We start from the raw sequence: 18,694 nt of genomic DNA, 5'->3' as shown, positions 1-18,694 counted from the left end.
GACACAAGTCTCAGAGCTTGGGTAAAGCAGCAATTCGCGCGACTTAATTCTCTTGTTCGCGACGCGGCACTTAACAATCCCGCTCTTTTCATTCGTCACTTGCACATTGACGGACTAGTAGCCTCTCAAAGGCATAAGGCAAACCAGGAGCTTCTTTACAGTATGTCAACGTTTTCCATCCGTCCGCTTAATGCCAACGAGGATAGTGGCTGGTTATCCCGCTTCCTGCAAGAACACTGGGGAAGCACGCGAGTCATTAGCCGAGGAGTCATACATGAGGCCGACAAGCTACCCGGCTTTGTAGCCATCTGGCAAGGCCAACCATCAGGTCTGCTCACCTATCATATACAGGATCGTGAGTGTGAGATCGTTAGCCTTGATAGCACACAATCGGGAATTGGGATTGGCAGCGCTTTAATAGAGGCAAGCAGCAAGGCAGCGCGTCAGGCCGGCTGCAAGCGGCTGTGGCTCATCACCAGCAACGATAATTTGTCAGCTTTACGTTTCTATCAAAAACGCGGCTTTGCGCTTGTCGCCATACATAGAAATGCCATTGAGCAGGCGCGCAAGCTAAAGCCAGAAATTCCTCTCAGTGGCAACGATGGCATTCCTATAAGGGACGAAATCGAGTTAGAATTACTCCTGGACATCAGGCAGTAGAAGAGGAAGACGGCATGCCCTTTCTTACAGAACCCTGTGCAGAATACAAAGAGCAATTCATCGAAGGCATACGCGAATTTCAGCGCGAAGGAAAGCAATTGCACTATGATATTCAGCGTATCAGCACAGATTTTGAGGCGTTCCTGCGCGCTACTCGCGAGCAGCAAGAGCACGTGAGAATCGGGCCAAATCGGGTGCCAACTACAGAGATGTGGCTTATAGATGGCGATGAGTATATCGGCTACCTTGCTCTCCGCCACGAGCTCAACGACTTCTTGCTCAAAGTCGCAGGCCACATTGGCTATATGATCAGGCCTTCTAAGCGGCGGCTCGGTTATGGCACGGAAATCTTACGCCTGGGTCTTGAGCAGGCCAAAAAGCTGGGCTTGCCCAGAGCTCTTGTCACTTGCGATGAAAATAATATTGGCTCGAAAAAGGTCATCGAGCACAATGGCGGGAAATTAGAGAACGCAGTTGAAGTTGAAGGGGCTACGGTCAGAAAATTACGTTACTGGATCGACCTCATGGAACAAGAGAACCAGACAACATGATAAAAGCTGAACATATTACATCGATCAAAGATCCGCGCATCATCGAAGCTCGCGCGCTTACCTCGGCCAGCCAACGAACCCAGCTACAGAAATGTTTATTGGAAGGCGCTGAAAGCATCCAATGGGCTATAGATGAAGGTTTACCTGTTGAACACGTCTTTTGTAGCGCGGAACAGGCCCGGCATGAGCTTACCCTCGCGCTGCAGCAGCGGCAAATTCCTTGCTATATCGTCACGGAAGGGATTCTTAAAAAGATAAGCGATACCTCTTATGTGATCCCATTTCTAGGCGTGCTACGAACTCCCGCCGAGTTGGAGACGCCAGAACAGATGGGCGATTTTATTCTAGTCCTGGACCGCGTTAAGGATCATGGCAACATTGGTACCATTATACGCACTGCCAGCGCCTTTGGCATACGCGATATTGTCTCCACTACACCCACGCTTGATATGTACTATAAAAAGATTGTCAGCGCTTCACGCGGCCGCGTCTTCGCCAGCAGACTAAAGCGCTTTGACTCGGGCCAGCAGGCCATTCAAGCGCTCAAAGAGCAAGGCTACCAGATCATTGCGACAAGTCCCCATGCCAGAGATCTTCAGGCCATGGCCCCATTACAGCCCAAACCTATTGCGCTCGTCGTAGGGAACGAAACAGAAGGTATAGCTGAAGATATCAGCAAAAATGCCGATATCATCGTACAGATTCCAATGAGCGGATACGTCGAATCGCTCAATGTTGGAGTGGCTACCGGCATCAGCCTTTATGAACTCAAATTCAGGATGGTATTCACCATGTTAGTCAACTATATACGCACCAACCTTGGACGCGAAGTGAATGTGACAGGCAAACTTATCCAGCAGGCTTTTGACGCTCAAATCAGGCATATCTCGAATCTAAGCGGCCAGCAAGCAATTCTACTGATGATCCTGATCTGCGATCAAAGCATGAGCCTGGAACAAGTCTCCAGGGATACCGGAACCCTTGCAGATGAGCGAGAAGAGCTGCTTAAGCCACTTCTGGCCAGAGGCTATATTCGCTATCAAGACAGCAACCAGAATAGCATCGTTCCTACCGAGGAGGGCCAGCGCGCGCTTGCTCAATTATGGACGCTGATTGAGCAAGCGGAACAAGCCACGCTTGCTGACTTTTCAGACGACGAAAAGGCTCAGTTCAATGCCTATCTTAAGCGCATTCAGGCGAACTGCAAACGCTTGTTACAACAGCAGCCTTAGGAGTATGGGAGCTATAATTCAGTCCCATATGTATGTATATCAGCGGATCTACTAACCATATACTACTATGAAAGCGCTCAATGTTGAAGCAAAATAGTTATACATAAGTAGAGTTAGTAGTTATGTTTATTCTTAAAATTATCACTTGACCATAGAGAGTTAAGTGACACATGCGGGTCGCAGAAATCATATTCTTTGAACTACGAGAGTCCTTGAGGGACCGAGAAAGAAGGATATACCATGCAACAGACGGCGTGTTAAGCTTCTCATCTCTGTGATATGACGACCCGCTTTCATCTCTTCATCGTCTTCAACATCAGGTGTTAACGGCGCCAGTACACTTATCTCCAGGGTAGAGAAGGACACATAGTATTGTTTGAATAGGCTTAAATATCTGGCTGCTGGCCGAGATTTAAGCAGATAGCACGATAAGCAAGGACACACGCATATGCACAGGGCAATAACGAGAGACTGGCCAGGTGCCATAGGCCGCAACAAGTACGCAGGTCTTGTGAAATATAAGCGCAGCACTCCAGCTGGTCCTGGAGTAAGCGGACGAAAGGAGTGTGTATGTTGCATTTTATATTCAAACCTATGAATGATGATGAAGCTCGTACTATTGCCGCCTGGCACTATGAGCCACCTTATGACTTCTACGACATGAACAAAGACCTGGAAGACTTGAAGGAATTACTCGACGCCTGCAAACGCACTGATGCTTATTTCTCGGTAATCAACGAAAACGATGAACTTATTGGTTTCTTCACATTCAGTCCGCAGCCTGAGCAAAACTTACTAGAGATTGAATTAGGATTACGGCCTGACCTGACTGGTAAAGGTCTGGGATCGGCTTTCCTGGAGGCAGGACTGACATTTGCCCGCGATGCCTTTGCTCCCGCAAGCTTTGCGCTGAGCGTGGCAACCTTCAATAAAAGAGCCATTCGCACCTACTTACATGCGGGGTTCCGGCCACGCGACATCTTTATGCAACAAACAAATGGCAGCCAGTTTGAATTTTTACGCATGATTCGTACTGGTTAAAAATACATTTTTATTGTGCACCCGGCTATCCTTTTCTTCTCAATTACCTGATAGCCGGGTGCTTGCTTTATCTGGCTCTATAAGCAGATCTAGCGCCTCTACAAGCCCTTTCCTTACTATCTCCAAATATCTCGTTTCTTCACGTTTCATCCCTTTGTGTCATTAGTACTTGACATTGCAATAACGAGTGTCTTACAATGTAATACATAAGCCCATATAGAGTTATCAAGTATCTCACGTCTGAAAGGGCGGGCATGAATGTAGCGGGGTTAGAGCCTCAAAATGGGCATGCCCGGACTTGACAAGTCTCAGCCCTATGGGAAATTATCGGGCTACGATAGGAGCGAATACAGAGGTACCTTTGGGTGCGTGGCCAGCCTGAAGCGCTACTGTCAGTGGTTAAACAGATAGACAAGGTTCGAGTCAGGGCCACTGACAAACCGTTCCCTATCCTTGACGAGGCCACCATCACCCGGGAAACCGGTGGAGTTTTGAGCGTTCCCATCAAAAACGCTCCCCCAAAAGGGACGGATATGCCTGCTTCCCCCCCATCTCTCAAGAGAGGGATCTGTGCAGGTGGGATTTGGTGATAGAGGGAGAAAATATGGCAACTCCAAATGCAAAATTAGAGGCCGCACGCATGCAGAGAAGGTGGAGCGTTGCGGTGGCTAGCGAAAAAGCAGGGGTAAGCATCAACACCTTCAATCGCTGGGAACGGGGACTACAGGTTCCGCAACTCGGTACACTAGACCAGGCCTGTCGGGCATTTGGTCTATCCCCAGAAGAGTTAGGCTTCGAAAACGCTATTCGAGCCAAACGAAGAGCAACAGCCACCGCGAAACCGCCTCCTCTCTCATGTCCAGCTTCTATCAACCATCCATCTACAAATCAACCATCCTCCAACACCGCGTACACACCAACTATCGTCGTTTGTCAACAACCCGCTTATGAACTACAAACCTGCCTTGAGCAGGCCAGAAGGAGCCTCGAAGGTATGAAAATTACGTATTCCAAAGGTGGAGACGAAGGGGTTTCTCGACGTCAGGCCATCGTCGCATTGATCAGCACTCCGGCCGTCGTCTTTGGCTTGACCCAAAGTGCCTCATCTGCAGCACTACGCCCGCAGGAGGCCCTGGCCCTCTGCGAAGCTGCCATCCCACTATCCTGGCGTCTCTACTTTGAGGGGGGACTTGTAGAAGTTGGACAAATACTTCCCGGCTATCTCTCACAGCTCATGGCGTTGGCGCAACATCCTTCACAACATCAACAGAAGGCGGCCCGGCTGACTTCACAGGCCAATCAACTCTCTTCTCTGCTCTCCTTGCAATACCAAAACTTTGGGACGGCGCTCACTTATGCGCGGCAGGCCTTTGAGTATGGTACCCTTGCGGCAGATCCCAACCTGCAGACGGCCTCATTGATCCGCCAGGCCCAGGTTTACTTTTATTTAAAACATCCCCAACAACGACTGCAAGCTTTCGAACAGGCCTTGCTCTATAGCAACCAATCAACCGACCTCTTGCGCGGACGTGTGTACATAGGCTTGAGCGAGGTACATGGCGAGCTAGGTCACCAGAGACAGGCCCAATACTTTCAAGATCTGGCCCATGCGACATTCCCCAAGCAATGTGAGGATGACCCCAACTTTTATTACACGCACTTCAATGCCTGGTCCTTCTGCGGCTTTGAAGGATTGATGTATTTAAACTTGCACCATCCGAATAAGGCCTGGGAAGAGTTCGAACAGGCTGATAAGAACGTTCCCCGTGCTCCTGTACCCAACCGCGTCGAGCTTCATGTAAGGCAAGCCTCAGCCGCGTTGGCCATGGGGGACCTGGATCAGAGCTGTATCTATGTAGGACGTGCCGTCACTTCTGCTCTTCAGGCTGGCAATCAGCTACGTTATGATGAGGCTTACGACATCTATGAAAAGATGTTGGCTCGTTGGGGAAAAGAGCCAAGGCTTAAGGAACTTGCAGATATTTTCGTGGCCAGATAGACCTTCACCACTCCCTTTCCGCTGCAGAGAGGGGTTTTTCCCCTCTCTGTCCTTTGCAAGCTGGCTCGGCTTTATTCACAGGGTTATCTAGCCAGCGCTAAATCTTATAACGGTGCCACAGGCAGCCATCTTCAGGCTGTTATAATCAAGCTATCATAGTAAATATAGCCTATTGTTGAGCGGAGGTGTACGTGATCCCTCCTACAGTTGAGGTACAATTTTAGGCATGTGCTACAAGCAATGCCTCTACGGCTGATATCAACATACTAATATATAGAACCTGGTACAGCACTTTTACTTATGCATTCTGCCAGAAGTGTGGCCTCTCTACTTTAGGGCAGCGATATACACCTAGCTGCCCACCCTGCTATTTTGTTTTTGTGTTGCACCACGTCCAGTGATAGAACATCCCAAAGGAGCTAAGGAGCTGTGGTCTTGGAAAACGTAGTCCAGACAGAACAATCGTTATTGGAAGAATTAGACAGGTTACGAACGCGCGTCGCAGAGCTAGAAAGAGCCGAAAAAGAGCGACAACTCTTACCTGGCCATCCTCAAAATAACCGACCAGAGCTAGAAATGACAATCTTCGAAGCCCTGACAGAGGCGGTGGCTGTCTACGATTGTCAGGGCAACATTGTCCGTATCAATGCTGCATTCCGCCAGCTCTTGGGCGTTGATGCACAGCCAGAATATACCAACAAACCTCTTGAAGAACGCTTCGCCCTCCTCAATATTCGCACTCTACATGGACAGTTCCTTCATGCTGCATATGGGCCTGTCACCCGCATTCTTCAGGGTGCAGTGCTTAAGGATGAGAGCAGCACTGACCTCTTTATTTCTACGCTTGATCAACGCGAGTTGCTGATCAATATCAGTGGCACGCCTATCTACAACGAACACGGCTATCTCCAGGGTGCAGTTATTATCTGCCGCGATGTGACCATGCAGCGCAAACTGGAACGGCGCACAAAAGAGATGCTTCATGCTCTCCTGGCGATGGCTGAAGTCCTCGTTCAAGGGGCGGGCCCTGATCACTCTCCTGTCAAGTTGGTTATACAACGCCTGGCCAAACTCTCGCGCCGCATCCTTCATTGCCATAGCGCAACTATTACACTGGTCGAGCCGGATACAGAGCGGCTTTGCCCACTGGTAATTACAGGCGTAATGCCGGCCGAAAAGCAATACTTGCACGCGCTCCTTGCTGATACCCATCTAAACGATCATCTTGTCGATAAGCAGCAACTAGAGGCTTTAAGGGCGGGTAGGCCTCTGCGCATCGATATTACCCAACCATTATGGCAGGAAACCGGGTCCGCTTCTCTTCTGATTCCTATGCGCGTAAGGGCACAGCTCGTCGGCCTGCTCGCGCTCGATTATGGCAAGGAGATACGTAATCTCAGCGGTGTCGAGATTATGCTAGCCGAATCGGTGTCAAAACTCTTTGCGCTAGTGCTTGAACGTGAGCGCTTATTGCAGGAGCGGGCAGAGTCAAAGGCTAACGAGCTAGCCCTGCTTCAAGCCAACAGGCGTATGGATGAATTTTTGAGCATTGCCAGCCACGAATTACGCACACCGCTCACAACCATTAAGGGGAACATTCAGCTAGCCAAACGGCGTCTGAGGGCGCTCTTACAGACAAACGAGCCAGGCAATTTCACCGACAGGCTACATCAGATACAGGATCTACTCAGCAGGGCAGAGCGGCAGGTGCATACGCAGAACAGGCTTGTCAGCGATCTCTTAGATGTCTCGCGCATCCAGGCCAACCAGCTTGATCTCCATATAGCACATTGCGATCTGACATCTATTGTTCACGAGGTCGTCGAGGATCAGCGCACAGCCTTTCCTCAGCGTAACATTTCTTTGCACATCGCCGCAGGGCCAGAGATACCAGTCATGGGCGACGCCGATCGCATCAGCCAGGTCATTGCCAATTATCTGATTAACGCGCTGAAATATTCGGCAGCAACACAGCCCGTTGAAGTGAGTTTGGAAGTGCACGAAGGATATGGGCGAATTTCTGTCCATGATAAGGGACCAGGTATCGCCGAGGAGGAGCTAAAGCGCCTCTGGCAACGCTTTTACCGCGTTCCTGGTATCAAGCCTCAGCACGGCCAGGGGACAGGCTTAGGCCTGGGGCTCCATATCTGCCGCACAATTATCGAGCAACATCATGGGGAGGTGGGCGTTGAGAGCATCCCTGGCAAAGGCTCAACTTTCTGGTTCACTCTCCCTCTAGCTTCGCCCCTGCCAGGTTAACTACCTTCAAATCAATCTGAGGAGCGCGAGTTGGACGCGCCCCTAGCTACTTATTCGCTCTTGTGTACCTGACGCTCTGATGCGTCATGTGAGGCCTGTTCTTCCTCTGGACTTTCTAATGCTTTTCCGCGAATATTGCTCCGCCAGGGAGACTCCTGTTCCATCCCAGTGACTGCTGTGCTTGTCGTCTCCTCTTGATCTCGACGCGGAATGCGGGCGGCCATCGGGTCCTGTTGATAGCGGGGGAAACGCTCACTGCGCGCATCAAGATCGCCAAGCGGAGTGCGAGGCATCGCCGCGTTGCGCCCACCTATCGTATCATGTACAGGATCAGGCACGGTCTCGGCGGGTCGATTACGCAAGCGCTCCTGCTCCTGGGCCTGGGCTTGCCGCCGATCTATCTCAGCCTGACGCCTTAAGGCTTCCTCCTGCTGGCGAGCAGCTCGCTGCTCCCGGGAGACGGCCTGCTCATCACGCTGGCGTTGCTCCTGCTCATAGCGCTGAGTCTGTTCAGCTTCCTGCCTCTGCTGGGCCTCGCGCGTCTTCAAGGCCTCTGGATGCATCTGAGGATCGGCGCTCATAGACGCTTGCTGCGATTTTGTCGCAATCCCCTGGCTCACAGCACTTTCGGAGTGAAAAAGATAGTGAGATTGCATGGGATCAAGGGCGCCTTGCGGAGCCTGAGAGACCATCTGCGCGAAATTGTTGAGATCTTCCTGGAGAGCTGTATCAAAATGACTGTCAAGACCCAATTTCTCGGCCGCCGCGCCAAGGACGCCAGCCGGCGGCGTATAGGACAGATAGACATCTATCTGGGTTTGATCCGGCCGCACCTCTTGAAATTTGACCTTACCAGTATTCTGCAACCCCTGCGTCGAGCGCCAACCAATTTGACGATCAGGAATCCAGTCTTCATTGATAGCATCCCATTCCTGGGTCCCCGCCATTTGCGCTACCCAATGGCTACGCTGCTCATCATAGTAGGTCACTTCTTTCACAAAGCGCATATACTTGGGAAAATCGTTAAAGTGCGTGAAAAGTGCATATACTTCGTGCACTGGTGCATTCACTGTAATTGATGCATGATGTTCTGACATACGTTACCCTCGCTACTCAAGATAGAGCTAGGCCCTGATATCGCCACATTCCTCTTGTGTTGCTATTGCTTACGCTCGACCTGGCAAGCCACCCTACTAACCCAAACCCTCCCTCTGGCGCCAGGCTGTTACATAACCTTGCTACACAAATTTTCTAACCCCAGATCTTTTTCGCGTCTGCAAGGCAAGATAGCTTCTACCCTCACTCCCTTGCTTGCGCACCCGCTTCTCGTATTACCAGGGCGTCCATTTCGGCATACGTCATACACGCACATTGCCCATGACTTGTATACATCTTTTCATAGAAAGCTTCCCTGTAGCTGCACAATTCATCCCGCATTGAGCTCTATATCTAATGACTGGTATGATATACTTCAAAAAGAATATGAAACAGCGCAAGAGCCTTCATTCATATCAGGCAGAATGCTAAACAAAGTTAACAGTTCTATAGATATTGTTCCCGCGCCAGGAACAAAAGATAAACTCTTCTTTCCGGGTTGGCTGGACGGTATTTTAGCAAGAGAAATGGGAAACTAATGGCAGTACCAACACTTGATCAGACAGAAGGTGTATGGATCACGCGTACCGATGATCATGGATTTCATTTTGTGCAAGAAGTCTTCTCAGAAGAAACGTCCTCGGGTCGCTTTCATAGATCAAATTGCTCACGGTTGATTGCAAGAGGAAGTTTAGAGCCGGAAGCAGAGGATCGGCTTGCGCCGGAGCAAAGGGTCTGGAATAGGATGCAACGTTATCGTCGAGTTCACGCCTGACAATAAAGCCTGATAGGAAGCGCTTAAACCAAAGTATGCTTCTCCCAGTAATCTACAGATATTTACAGGAGAGGCATACTTTTTTCCATGCTGGCTTGCTATATTAAGCGCTTGAGGAGAAATTCTTACGGTAAAGGCTCTGGCTTAGCCATCTGAGGGTTACGATTAACGCGGCGGGCCATCATATCACGCGGAATACGATAGACATCACGTACAAGGCCCACCCATTCAAGCGAGCGAATAACGTACCCTGAAAGATCGAACTGCCACCACTGCAGGCCGTGGAACGCCGAGCGAGGGAATGCATGATGGTTATTATGCCAGCCCTCGCCGAAGGCAAGCAGTCCGACAACCCATTCATTACGGCTCTGGTCATTCGTCTCAAAAGCGCGTTTGCCAAACGTGTGGCACACAGAATTAACGCTCCAGGTGACATGGTGGGTCAAGAAGATGCGTACCAGGCCGCCCCAAAGCAAGCCTGTCCATCCACCCAGCATAAAAGGGATCAAAAGCGATAATATAGCCCAGAGCGAAAAGGTGCGGCTGACAAAGACAACTAGCGGATCATTTAGTAGATTACGACAATACAGGTCAGGATTTGCCGAGGTATCCTTAAACATCCATCCCATATGGGCATGGAAGAAACCCTCTACAGGACTATGGGGATCTCCTTCACGATCTGCCTGAGCATGATGCTTGATATGTGTCGCAGCCCATTGGAGTGCAGGGCCTTCAAGGGCCATTGAGCCAAGCACAAGTAAAGCAAACTTGACGATGGGATGAGGGCGAAAGCTCCGATGGGTAAGCATTCGATGATAGCCAACAGTCACTCCCAGACCTACCAGAGAGTATAGAGTAACCAGCAAGACAATATCTAACCAGTGTACGGCACGTTCCCACAATAACCACATAGCAAACATAGTAGCCAGAAGAGGAACAACTACAACAACCAGGACGAGGACCTTATAAAAAAAGGATTTCATTTAGAACATGTGGAGCTAAATTTCCCTCCCCCTAGAATTAAGAGCAGGGTAACACCACATACCTTTCTCCGTATGCTAGGCAATCTGCCTGAAATACCAGCAAGTTAGAACTCCACCAATTTCCACCATTGTATTCCAAAGCAGTCGCCGATTGATATAAATCACGCATATGAACACGTTGCATATTCCAGCACTTTTCTCTCGTCGAGCAACTGCTGAGATATGCCGGCCCAAGTGGCCTTCCGAGAACAGAGAACACCTTACATTATGCTGGCATTGAATCTCATTGCGTTCTCAACTATTACTCAGTTGTAGAGGATAAATGAATATTCCTCCTCAGCCCAGCAAAAATTTTCTACACTATTTTTTATATCCTCATCAACCCTATACGCGATCATGGTATTGATTCCGCCTTCGTTCCTGCTCGCGACGCAAAACGTTGTTACGATATACCATAAACCCAAACGCGCCCACGAAGAGTATGAGGATGACGACTAAGAGGATAAACGATTGCATAATTACTATTCCTTTCCTGAATGCCTTGAGCTCTTGAGTAGCGGGGAAAAAGAAAGAGGACAGATAAGTAGAGGGACGAATAACGCTATCTAGACGTCATGTACTCTTGGCTAAAGACAAAAAGCATAAAAATGTACAAATTGCAGCCTATGGGTGTGCTCAGGGTGCTCTTTCATAAGAGAAATCTAGCGCAAGAGAATTCATATCAGATGCTATAAGCATATATTATTTTTCAATATATTGCAAATCAGACGGATTTACAATTTAAATTAAGAGACAAAATAATTTAAAGTATGCTATACTGTATTAGATAGCTTAAAAATTCATTTCTTAGCAACGGTTGATGCTACAGTGTGTTGATAGACTTAACCTTTCCCTCGCTCTGCAAGCTAACCCGTAAATTATCACCCCAAACGCGGGGAGGCATAAGCGTTACGCCAAGAAAGGTAGAGGTTACTATGAGTAATAACTGGATAACCACAGCCGAAGCGGCCGCAACGATCAGCAAAAATAGTCACCACACGGTTAGCCTTCATCATGTCCAGCGGCTTCTCCACCGAGGCAAGATTCGTACCCGATCTATGCAAGGGGGAATGATATTCCTTAAGTGGAGTGACGTTCAGACGACGCGCGTTGCTGCAGATACAGGCAGAAACAATCACGCGGACAAACGATGAGAAAGGTAGCTCAACAGATGAAATCTCTTCCCTATCGTCCTGAAGTAAACCTGCAACAACTCCACGCTTTCGATGAATGTTTGCGTCACATTCCTGGCTCCTGGAACTCTATCGGTAGAAGCTTTATCCATGCCGGGGCTCCGGGAGTCATTCGTCTCCGCTGGCAGATCGCAGGTGAGCGCTGGTGCGACGAACCCGGCTTCCTGGATTTTCTTGACCAACGGCATCATCGCTTGCTGCTTGGCTGTTTTCTGCAAGAGATAGATGATACAGATCCTGCTGAAGATGCAACTAGTAACTGGCCGCGCACCTGGCAAACAGAGACTTTGCTTAAACAGATGGGGCCCGCAATCAAAGCAAGACAATTAGCCCAGGCCTTACATTTTTTAGAACTACAAGAGTATATCGTTGCCCAAAATCCCGATGAATGGGCAAGCGGCTCTCTTCTTGAGCATATTGAGGATCTGAATCCAACCTTTGCCTGGAGCGTACAGGCTCATCTCCAGCAGAGCTATCACGCACTCGTCAGGCGCTGTGTAAGTTTCAAGGAGTGGCAGACAACGCAGTTAAATGATCTAGACGTGCTGGCATTTACAGAAGATGGCAGGGCCATAATCGTAGAATGCAAATTGGGACAGCATGTTTCTCTTCCGCAAGTAGTGCGTTTCGTACAACGAGCCCAGGCATTCCCGGCCGACATCGCATTATTACTGCTGGACACAGAGGAAGAAGCTCCTGTCATCAGGCTTCTCCAGCAGATCAATACGATTCTGAATAGGGACGAGTTGGATCTCGGCCACAAGTACACGCACAAAGGAAGCCTTCTCTATCACCTGACTGATAATTTCTATGTGGCTAATACCGCAGGAGGAATTGCCTCTGCCCTGGAAGCAGCGCTCCAGTTTGGAAGCAACAGCCAGCAGAGCGGGAAGGAGGCACCCAATGAAAAGTGCTCTTCCCCTGCCTTAGCGGAATAAGCTGAGTCGCGCTTCTCCGCTGGCATCTCCCTTGCTACTTAGCATGCTAACTGCCAATTGCACTGGGAGCGTTTGCGCGAAATTAGCCCTTGTCGGCTTACTGCAAAGGTCTGGTATTGCCTCGAATAGAGATAAACCAGGGCGATTCAAGTTTCTCTACAGGATCTAGAGGTCCTGTCGGGTCCTTAGCTTTAAGTGGATAGCGCGCGGTCATAGGGTCCTGCTCATACTTTGGATATCTGAGGCGCAGAGCATCTTTATCGCCAAGAGCGGTCCGATCCAGAGCTGCGTTGCGACCACCGATAGTATCATAGACGGGATCGATCTCGTGGGGGCGTGCAGCTGCACGCAAAGCCGCATCTCGCTGCTTCTGTTCCTCTAACCTGCGCTCGGCCGAGCGCGCAAGCATGGTCTGGCGTTCAAGCATGGCCTGGCGCTCCATAACGCTTCTACGCTTTAGCGCGGCTTCCCTTTCTGCTCTAGCGGCCCGTGCGCGCTCTTCTTCTTGTCTTATCCTGGCCTCGCGCTCGCGTAAGGCCTGCGGGCTCATCATCGGATCATGGGCCATAGCGCTGCGCTGGCGCTCAGTCATCTCGCCGCGTGCGCTGGCACTGTGGGGATGGAACAGATAATGAGACGACATTGGATCGAGGGCTCCAGCTGGGGCTTCCTCTACCATACGGGCAAAATTTTGTAGATCTTCCTTGAGGCAGGTCTCAAAATAACCACTGATGCCAAAGGTCTCGCCAAGGCCACCCAGAGCGCCGCTAGGAGGGCTATAGTAAATGTAGACATCTACGCAGGTACGCTGCGGACTGAGGGCACGAAATTTCACCCTACCCGAGTTTTTCAAGCCTCTTATTGAACGCCAGCCCACCTGACGGTCGGGAATCCAATCCTCGTTGACAGCATCCCATTCATAGCGCCTGAAAACCTGAACAACCCAGTGACTGCGCTGCTCGTCGTAGTAAGTTACTTCTTTCACAAAGCGCATGAATTTTGGAAAATCATTGAAGTGTGTAAAAAGCTCATAGACCTGATGTACAGGCGCTTTAATCTCAACTGAGGCACAATGCTCTGCCATTCCCTTCACCTCGCTTCGTCACAAGCATACACAGAGAGGATGCTTAGCTTATCTTCTACTTCGCGCTACGAATGACACTCTTTTCCTTACACAGGTGCAATGAGATAGCAAGAGACATCTTAAATATAGCATATTATTTTGCAATATATCAATAAGTAAATCTCTACAGTATTTTCTGCTCTCTATTCTTTTACGTTATTCTAAGCTCTACCTGTAGGTAACGCTTATCTTTCACTATCAGGGCGAAAATCTTCTTACATTTTTTATCACAACAAAACTTATTTAAGCCCATATGCAAGTTTTTTCAGCGCCTGCGGTGGTGAGGAGCGCGAGAGAGGATACCCTCTCCACTGGAGAGGTATCCCCCCGTTTATCCAAAGTTGCCCATCGCAGTATTTAGCTGCTCTGTGCGTCTTTGTCTGCCATATGGTCTATAATATCTTGCAAATCGTCGGCTAAAAGCTGCTCAATAAGCTCAACTACGCCTTCACCATTGGGGGCCTGAGTAGTATAATCAGCTTGCGCCTTTAGGGCCGGCAAAGCATTGGCCAGGGCGACAGAGCAGCCACACAGCGCCAGGAAGTCATGATCATTCTCAGCATCGCCCACGCCCACCGTATTGTGTGGTGAAATTCCCAGCTCCTGTAGCGCTGCCATCATTCCCGTGGCTTTGTTCACGCCAACTGGCAAGAGCATCACGGAGCCTTTATTAAAGATCATTTGATACTGCAGGCCCAGCTCATGAACCACTTCGCGCAGGATTTCCTCATAAGCGTCATAGGTGGCGATAATGACGTGCCCAATGTTTAAAGGTTGGATACCTCGCTCGCGCAATGCCTGGATAAAGCGAGCTGGGGCTCCTCGGCCAGGATTTTTTCCTCAGCCGAAGCATGATGATAAAGCAGCGCACCATTCTCGGCAACCACAGTGGTAACGAGGTCAAGACGGGGAAAGACTTGCTGTAGATCTTCCAGCTTACGACCTGTGACTATAAGTAGCTTACGACCAGAGGCGACAACCCGTTCAAGGGCCTGCATGGTTCGCTGGCTAACCCGGCCCTCAGCTGCTAGTGTACCATCATAATCACAGGCCAGGGCAAGAAAATGCATATCTTTCTCTCCTTCTACATCAGCTTATTGATATTTAGCAAAATAATCAGCAGATAGCGCTTGTAGGAAATACGCATCTGCTAACGCGCTGGTATCACTCAGGGCGCTACCACTAGTTTACACTCTCCGCCGGCAAAGTAGCCCTTACATCAGCATAGGCTCGAAGCTAATCCAGGGTTAAGATAGAGTGTAATAGTTTTCTTCAACCAGGTAAAGGCACTCAATGTGTATAATTTTTCCTCCTGGATTTTGCTATAAGAAGGTGGTATTATCGAGAATAGGAGTGAGCTCGTGAGGGATTGAAGCTTCAAGCTTGGTCGGATTTTTCCTCGCTCTATAGCTCGCATAGTTAAGACCCGTTGGGGATATTGAAGCTCGCCAGTGGATTGCCTCTGCTCTAGAGAATGAGAGGTAAAGAAAGAGAAGGAAAGAGGCGCGCCCAGCTGGATTCGAACCAGCGACACATGGTTTAGAAGACCATTGCTCTATCCACTGAGCTATGGGCGCTCAATTGCGCTGTGATATGTATTTTGCTCGCGCCTACTTTGCCCAACAAAGCCAAATATATAGCAGCTTTGCCGTACATATCACCACTTTCTAACACCATAATAGCAATTTCTGTTGCGCTTTGTCAAGCATGTGAAACAGCGGCATATAGCGCAGCTTATTTGCTTGTTAGCGCTGCTACGCGGCATAGCCTTGAAGTCTTGCCGGAGCAAATGCCTTGACAAGCCGTAGCAAAAAACTTATAATACGGGTAAATCCGAGTTAGCAAGTAAGGATTACAGAAACCAACGATTTTCTGTAAATTGTTGATAGAAATCAGCCAGCAAGTGGAGTGTATCTAATGAGTCAGGCATTTGAATTGGAACAAGGTACATATAGTGCTGGGTTCCACGTAGCCGAAAACTATGCATTTAAGTCCGACAAGGGACTTAACAGAAAGATCGTCGAGCAGATTTCTGAGATGAAAGGCGAACCCAGTTGGATGCGACAGTTCCGCCTAAAAAGCCTGGAACTCTTCGAGAAACGTCCAATGCCAACATGGGGCGCTGATCTGTCAGGCATTAACTTCGACGATATCTATTACTACATTAAGCCAGTGCCCGAGCAGGGAAAGACCTGGGATGACATCCCTGTAGAGATCAAAGACACTTTTGATCGCCTGGGTATTCCCCAAGCAGAACAGAAATATCTGGCCGGCGTAACTGCTCAATATGAAAGTGAAGCCGTTTATCATAAGGTGCGCGAGGACCTGGAGAAGCTTGGCGTGATCTTCACGGATATGGATACCGCGCTGCGCGAATATCCAGACATCGTGAAGGAGCACTTTGGCACCATCGTTCCGCCATCCGATAATAAGTTTGCTTCGCTCAATAGTGCTGTATGGAGCGGCGGAAGCTTCGTTTACGTACCGGAGAATGTCCGTGTTGAGATCCCGCTGCAAGCTTACTTCCGCATTAACGCCAAGAACATGGGCCAGTTCGAGCGCACCTTGATTATTGCCGAGCCTGGTTCCTATGTCCATTATGTTGAGGGCTGCACAGCTCCAAGCTACACCAGCGACAGCCTGCACAGCGCCGTCGTAGAAATCAAAGTGAAGGAAGGCGCACGCGTCCGCTACACGACGATCCAGAACTGGTCGAAGAACGTGTACAACCTGGTCACCAAGCGCGCCGCCGCATATCGAGATGCGACAATGGAATGGGTCGATGGTAACCTTGGTTCTAAAGTGACCATGAAGTATCCCGCGGTCCTCCTGATGGAGCCCGGCGCACGTGGCGATATCCTCTCGGTAGCGTTCGCTAACGATGGCATGCACCAGGATGCCGGCGCCAAGGTCACTCACCTGGCCCCGCACACCACCTCACAGATTCTGTCGAAGTCGGTCTCGAAGGGAACTGGCCGCGCTTCCTATCGTGGTCTGGTCCGCGTCAATCCCGGTGCGCACCATACGAAATCAAGCGTACGTTGTGATGCGCTGCTCCTTGATGAAGAGGCTCGTACCGATACGTATCCAACCATTCGTGTCGAAGAGAATCAGACAGAGATCGGCCACGAGGCTACAGTCTCCAAGGTCGGCGAAGATCAGCTCTTCTACCTGATGAGCCGCGGTCTCGACGAGTCTGAGGCCTATTCGTTGATCGTAAATGGCTTTATCGAGCCAATCACCAAAGAGCTCCCAATGGAATACGCGGTTGAGTTGAACCGCTTGATCCAGTTGGAGATGTCCGGTAGCGTGGGCTAAACCGTACACAAACAAAAGTTCAGGGGTTGCTAGAGTAGCAACCCCTTTTTCTTGCCTTGCGCTTGTGCATCTCCCGCTTGAGCCAGCTTGTAGAGCCGGGGGTTTGAGGTTACGGCAGTTCAAAGCGCTCGGATGGATCGGGACCGACAAATAGATGCTGAGCTACGCCCTGCTCATCGCAGACAAAGGATACAGGCTCGCCAATATGATCAATGCTGTTCCCATCAACCATTGTAAATCTATGTCCGCCCTCATGATGAAGCCGAGAAAGCCCTAATAGAGGATTTGGGGCTCCCAGATTAAAAAGATTCACGCTATTATTGAGGGTAACGCTGGCCACATCGCCCCAGACGCTTCTAAACATCCCTTCATAGCCCTCTATATGCTCGCTCTGTACAGCATCCTGGGCCAATTCATCCCAGTGTGTAATCACATAATCGATGATCTGCAAGGCTCCCTGGAGCAGATCGCCAGCGCGCACATCCATAGCATTGACCAGAACCACCACACCTACTTTACGCTCAGGATCAAAGCCAAAGCGGGACCGATAGCCCTGGAAGCTTCCTCCATGCCCATAGTAGCGCTGTTGATTTACCTTCCAGGTCTCAAAACCGAGGCACCAGTCGGCGTCACCTTCTTTACGCAGCCACTGGATGCGCCGCATCTCACGCTTCGTCTCATCGCGCAGTAGACGGGTATCTCCCTCAAACTGAGCCATGATCAACTGACAAAGATCAACCACATTTGAGGAAAAGCCGGTTGCCGAGGCCATCACATGCGTCTCGATGTGTGGAAAGGGTTCTCGTCCTTGCTCGGGAAGATTACGGCTATAGCCCAAAGCTAGCTGCTGCGTAATGGCCTCCGTCAGAACAGGAGCCGTATGGGTCATACCTAGCGGCTTCACAACATGCTCAGTGACATACTCTTCATAGGCAAGACCGGAGACAGCTCTGACGACCTCACCCAGGAGCGTATAGCCAACATTAGAGTATTTCCAGACGGTCGCGGGCGTATAGGAGAGTCCGCCCTCAGCAATGTGCCGCTGGATTTCTTGCAGCTCGGGAAAGCGATAATCGACCCAGTGGGGAGTTACGCCGTCGCGATCCAGGCCGGCGGTATGGGTCAAGAGCTGACGAAGCGTAATCTGTGCAGTCTGAGGAGCTTGCTCTGAGCTAAACCAGGGCAAATACTGTTGGACGCGATCATCAAGATGCAATTTCCCTTGCTCAAACAGGTGCATAACTGCCAGAGCCGTAAATATCTTTGAGAACGAGGCGATGCGATAACAGGTCGTCTCGCTTGCCTTCACTTGCTGCTCAAGATTGGCATATCCGTAACCTTTTTTGAAGAGAATCTTGTCGCCATAAACGATTCCCACTGAGAGGCCGGGAAGACGATCAATATAAAGCTTATGGGCGAGCCAGCGATCAATAAACTTTGTTGCAGCTTCCAAACGCGTGGTGAGATCGAGATTCATATATTTCTCCT

17 protein-coding genes and 1 tRNA gene are annotated in these 18,694 nt (G+C 49.9%); 10 read left to right on the top strand and 8 right to left on the bottom strand.

Going from position 1 to position 18,694, the window contains the following annotated elements; translation table 11 throughout:
• Window positions 1-162: 162 nt before the first annotated feature.
• The 6 genes from EPA93_RS38450 to EPA93_RS38425 all read left to right on the top strand — a co-directional run bounded on the left by EPA93_RS38450 (window position 163) and on the right by EPA93_RS38425 (window position 7,742).
• On the top strand, window positions 163-660 hold the full coding sequence (locus tag EPA93_RS38450) for a GNAT family N-acetyltransferase (RefSeq protein WP_129892599.1): 498 nt from the start codon (window positions 163-165) through the stop codon (window positions 658-660).
• A gap of 14 nt (window positions 661-674) precedes the next feature.
• Complete coding sequence (locus tag EPA93_RS38445; RefSeq protein ID WP_129892598.1) at window positions 675-1,211, top strand: GNAT family N-acetyltransferase; 537 nt, start codon at window positions 675-677, stop codon at window positions 1,209-1,211.
• Window positions 1,208-2,443, top strand: a complete 1,236-nt coding sequence (locus EPA93_RS38440; RefSeq protein WP_129892597.1) for a TrmH family RNA methyltransferase — start codon at window positions 1,208-1,210, stop codon at window positions 2,441-2,443. The genes EPA93_RS38445 and EPA93_RS38440 overlap by 4 nt, the downstream gene beginning before the upstream one ends.
• Window positions 2,444-3,013: 570 nt before the next feature.
• Window positions 3,014-3,484 carry a GNAT family N-acetyltransferase gene (locus EPA93_RS38435; protein WP_207229314.1) on the top strand — a complete coding sequence of 157 codons (471 nt, stop codon included), beginning with the start codon at window positions 3,014-3,016 and terminating at the stop codon, window positions 3,482-3,484.
• 604 nt (window positions 3,485-4,088) lie between these two features.
• On the top strand, window positions 4,089-5,483 hold the full coding sequence (locus EPA93_RS38430; RefSeq protein ID WP_129892596.1) for a helix-turn-helix domain-containing protein: 1,395 nt from the start codon (window positions 4,089-4,091) through the stop codon (window positions 5,481-5,483).
• Window positions 5,484-5,918: 435 nt separating this feature from the next.
• On the top strand, window positions 5,919-7,742 hold the full coding sequence (locus EPA93_RS38425; RefSeq protein WP_129892595.1) for a sensor histidine kinase: 1,824 nt from the start codon (window positions 5,919-5,921) through the stop codon (window positions 7,740-7,742).
• A gap of 50 nt (window positions 7,743-7,792) precedes the next feature.
• Here the strand turns inward: EPA93_RS38425 and EPA93_RS38420 are convergent, their stop codons facing one another.
• On the bottom strand, window positions 7,793-8,839 hold the full coding sequence (locus EPA93_RS38420) for an SRPBCC family protein (protein WP_129892594.1): 1,047 nt from the start codon (window positions 8,837-8,839) through the stop codon (window positions 7,793-7,795).
• Between the two features lie 536 nt (window positions 8,840-9,375).
• Between EPA93_RS38420 and EPA93_RS38415 the strand changes: the two genes are divergently transcribed.
• Complete coding sequence (locus tag EPA93_RS38415) at window positions 9,376-9,612, top strand: hypothetical protein (protein WP_129892593.1); 237 nt, start codon at window positions 9,376-9,378, stop codon at window positions 9,610-9,612.
• 125 nt (window positions 9,613-9,737) lie between these two features.
• Here the strand turns inward: EPA93_RS38415 and EPA93_RS38410 are convergent, their stop codons facing one another.
• Together EPA93_RS38410 and EPA93_RS50600 are read right to left on the bottom strand one after the other, a co-directional pair.
• Window positions 9,738-10,595 carry an acyl-CoA desaturase gene (locus tag EPA93_RS38410; RefSeq protein ID WP_129892592.1) on the bottom strand — a complete coding sequence of 286 codons (858 nt, stop codon included), beginning with the start codon at window positions 10,593-10,595 and terminating at the stop codon, window positions 9,738-9,740.
• Between the two features lie 384 nt (window positions 10,596-10,979).
• Window positions 10,980-11,111, bottom strand: coding sequence for a hypothetical protein (locus tag EPA93_RS50600; protein ID WP_277988694.1), 132 nt, complete (start codon window positions 11,109-11,111; stop codon window positions 10,980-10,982).
• A 458-nt stretch (window positions 11,112-11,569) separates the two neighbouring features.
• Between EPA93_RS50600 and EPA93_RS38405 the strand changes: the two genes are divergently transcribed.
• Window positions 11,570-11,788 carry a hypothetical protein gene (locus EPA93_RS38405; protein ID WP_129892591.1) on the top strand — a complete coding sequence of 73 codons (219 nt, stop codon included), beginning with the start codon at window positions 11,570-11,572 and terminating at the stop codon, window positions 11,786-11,788.
• Window positions 11,789-11,805: 17 nt separating this feature from the next.
• Complete coding sequence (locus tag EPA93_RS38400) at window positions 11,806-12,765, top strand: hypothetical protein (RefSeq protein ID WP_129892590.1); 960 nt, start codon at window positions 11,806-11,808, stop codon at window positions 12,763-12,765.
• Between the two features lie 97 nt (window positions 12,766-12,862).
• On the opposite strand, the gene EPA93_RS38395 is transcribed toward EPA93_RS38400, so the two are convergent.
• From EPA93_RS38395 to EPA93_RS38385, 4 genes are all read right to left on the bottom strand, one after another.
• Window positions 12,863-13,849 (bottom strand): SRPBCC family protein, encoded by a 987-nt coding sequence (locus tag EPA93_RS38395; RefSeq protein WP_129892589.1) that lies wholly within the window; start codon window positions 13,847-13,849, stop codon window positions 12,863-12,865.
• A 396-nt stretch (window positions 13,850-14,245) separates the two neighbouring features.
• Window positions 14,246-14,683, bottom strand: a complete 438-nt coding sequence (locus tag EPA93_RS49345; RefSeq protein ID WP_207229313.1) for an HAD family hydrolase — start codon at window positions 14,681-14,683, stop codon at window positions 14,246-14,248.
• Window positions 14,656-14,958, bottom strand: coding sequence for an HAD family hydrolase (locus EPA93_RS49340; RefSeq protein ID WP_207229312.1), 303 nt, complete (start codon window positions 14,956-14,958; stop codon window positions 14,656-14,658). Before EPA93_RS49340 ends, EPA93_RS49345 begins: the two co-directional genes overlap by 28 nt.
• 434 nt (window positions 14,959-15,392) lie before the next feature.
• Window positions 15,393-15,465, bottom strand: a tRNA-Arg gene (locus EPA93_RS38385).
• Between the two features lie 340 nt (window positions 15,466-15,805).
• Between EPA93_RS38385 and sufB the strand changes: the two genes are divergently transcribed.
• On the top strand, window positions 15,806-17,206 hold the full coding sequence (sufB, locus tag EPA93_RS38380; RefSeq protein WP_129892588.1) for a Fe-S cluster assembly protein SufB: 1,401 nt from the start codon (window positions 15,806-15,808) through the stop codon (window positions 17,204-17,206).
• 109 nt (window positions 17,207-17,315) lie between these two features.
• On the opposite strand, the gene EPA93_RS38375 is transcribed toward sufB, so the two are convergent.
• On the bottom strand, window positions 17,316-18,683 hold the full coding sequence (locus tag EPA93_RS38375) for a serine hydrolase domain-containing protein (protein ID WP_165423685.1): 1,368 nt from the start codon (window positions 18,681-18,683) through the stop codon (window positions 17,316-17,318).
• Window positions 18,684-18,694 lie beyond the last annotated feature (11 nt).

The sequence above is a fragment of the Ktedonosporobacter rubrisoli genome (assembly GCF_004208415.1).
Classification (GTDB): Bacteria; Chloroflexota; Ktedonobacteria; order Ktedonobacterales; family Ktedonobacteraceae; genus Ktedonosporobacter; species Ktedonosporobacter rubrisoli.
The sequence above is the reverse complement of the archived record's forward strand: the minus strand, read 5'-3'. Positions and strand labels throughout refer to the sequence as shown.

Bases quoted from the DNA above. Each gene is read 5' to 3' on its own strand.
- EPA93_RS38450 (WP_129892599.1), top strand. From the start codon at position 163: ATGTCAACGTTTTCCATCCGTCCGCTTAATGCCAACGAGGATAGTGGC.
- EPA93_RS38445 (WP_129892598.1), top strand. From the start codon at position 675: ATGCCCTTTCTTACAGAACCCTGTGCAGAATACAAAGAGCAATTCATC.
- EPA93_RS38440 (WP_129892597.1), top strand. From the start codon at position 1,208: ATGATAAAAGCTGAACATATTACATCGATCAAAGATCCGCGCATCATC.
- EPA93_RS38435 (WP_207229314.1), top strand. From the start codon at position 3,014: ATGTTGCATTTTATATTCAAACCTATGAATGATGATGAAGCTCGTACT.
- EPA93_RS38430 (WP_129892596.1), top strand. From the start codon at position 4,089: ATGGCAACTCCAAATGCAAAATTAGAGGCCGCACGCATGCAGAGAAGG.
- EPA93_RS38420 (WP_129892594.1), bottom strand. From the start codon at position 8,839: ATGTCAGAACATCATGCATCAATTACAGTGAATGCACCAGTGCACGAA.
- EPA93_RS38415 (WP_129892593.1), top strand. From the start codon at position 9,376: ATGGCAGTACCAACACTTGATCAGACAGAAGGTGTATGGATCACGCGT.
- EPA93_RS38410 (WP_129892592.1), bottom strand. From the start codon at position 10,595: ATGAAATCCTTTTTTTATAAGGTCCTCGTCCTGGTTGTTGTAGTTGTT.
- EPA93_RS50600 (WP_277988694.1), bottom strand. From the start codon at position 11,111: ATGCAATCGTTTATCCTCTTAGTCGTCATCCTCATACTCTTCGTGGGC.
- EPA93_RS38405 (WP_129892591.1), top strand. From the start codon at position 11,570: ATGAGTAATAACTGGATAACCACAGCCGAAGCGGCCGCAACGATCAGC.
- EPA93_RS38400 (WP_129892590.1), top strand. From the start codon at position 11,806: ATGAAATCTCTTCCCTATCGTCCTGAAGTAAACCTGCAACAACTCCAC.
- EPA93_RS38395 (WP_129892589.1), bottom strand. From the start codon at position 13,849: ATGGCAGAGCATTGTGCCTCAGTTGAGATTAAAGCGCCTGTACATCAG.
- EPA93_RS49340 (WP_207229312.1), bottom strand. From the start codon at position 14,958: ATGCATTTTCTTGCCCTGGCCTGTGATTATGATGGTACACTAGCAGCT.
- sufB (WP_129892588.1), top strand. From the start codon at position 15,806: ATGAGTCAGGCATTTGAATTGGAACAAGGTACATATAGTGCTGGGTTC.
- EPA93_RS38375 (WP_165423685.1), bottom strand. From the start codon at position 18,683: ATGAATCTCGATCTCACCACGCGTTTGGAAGCTGCAACAAAGTTTATT.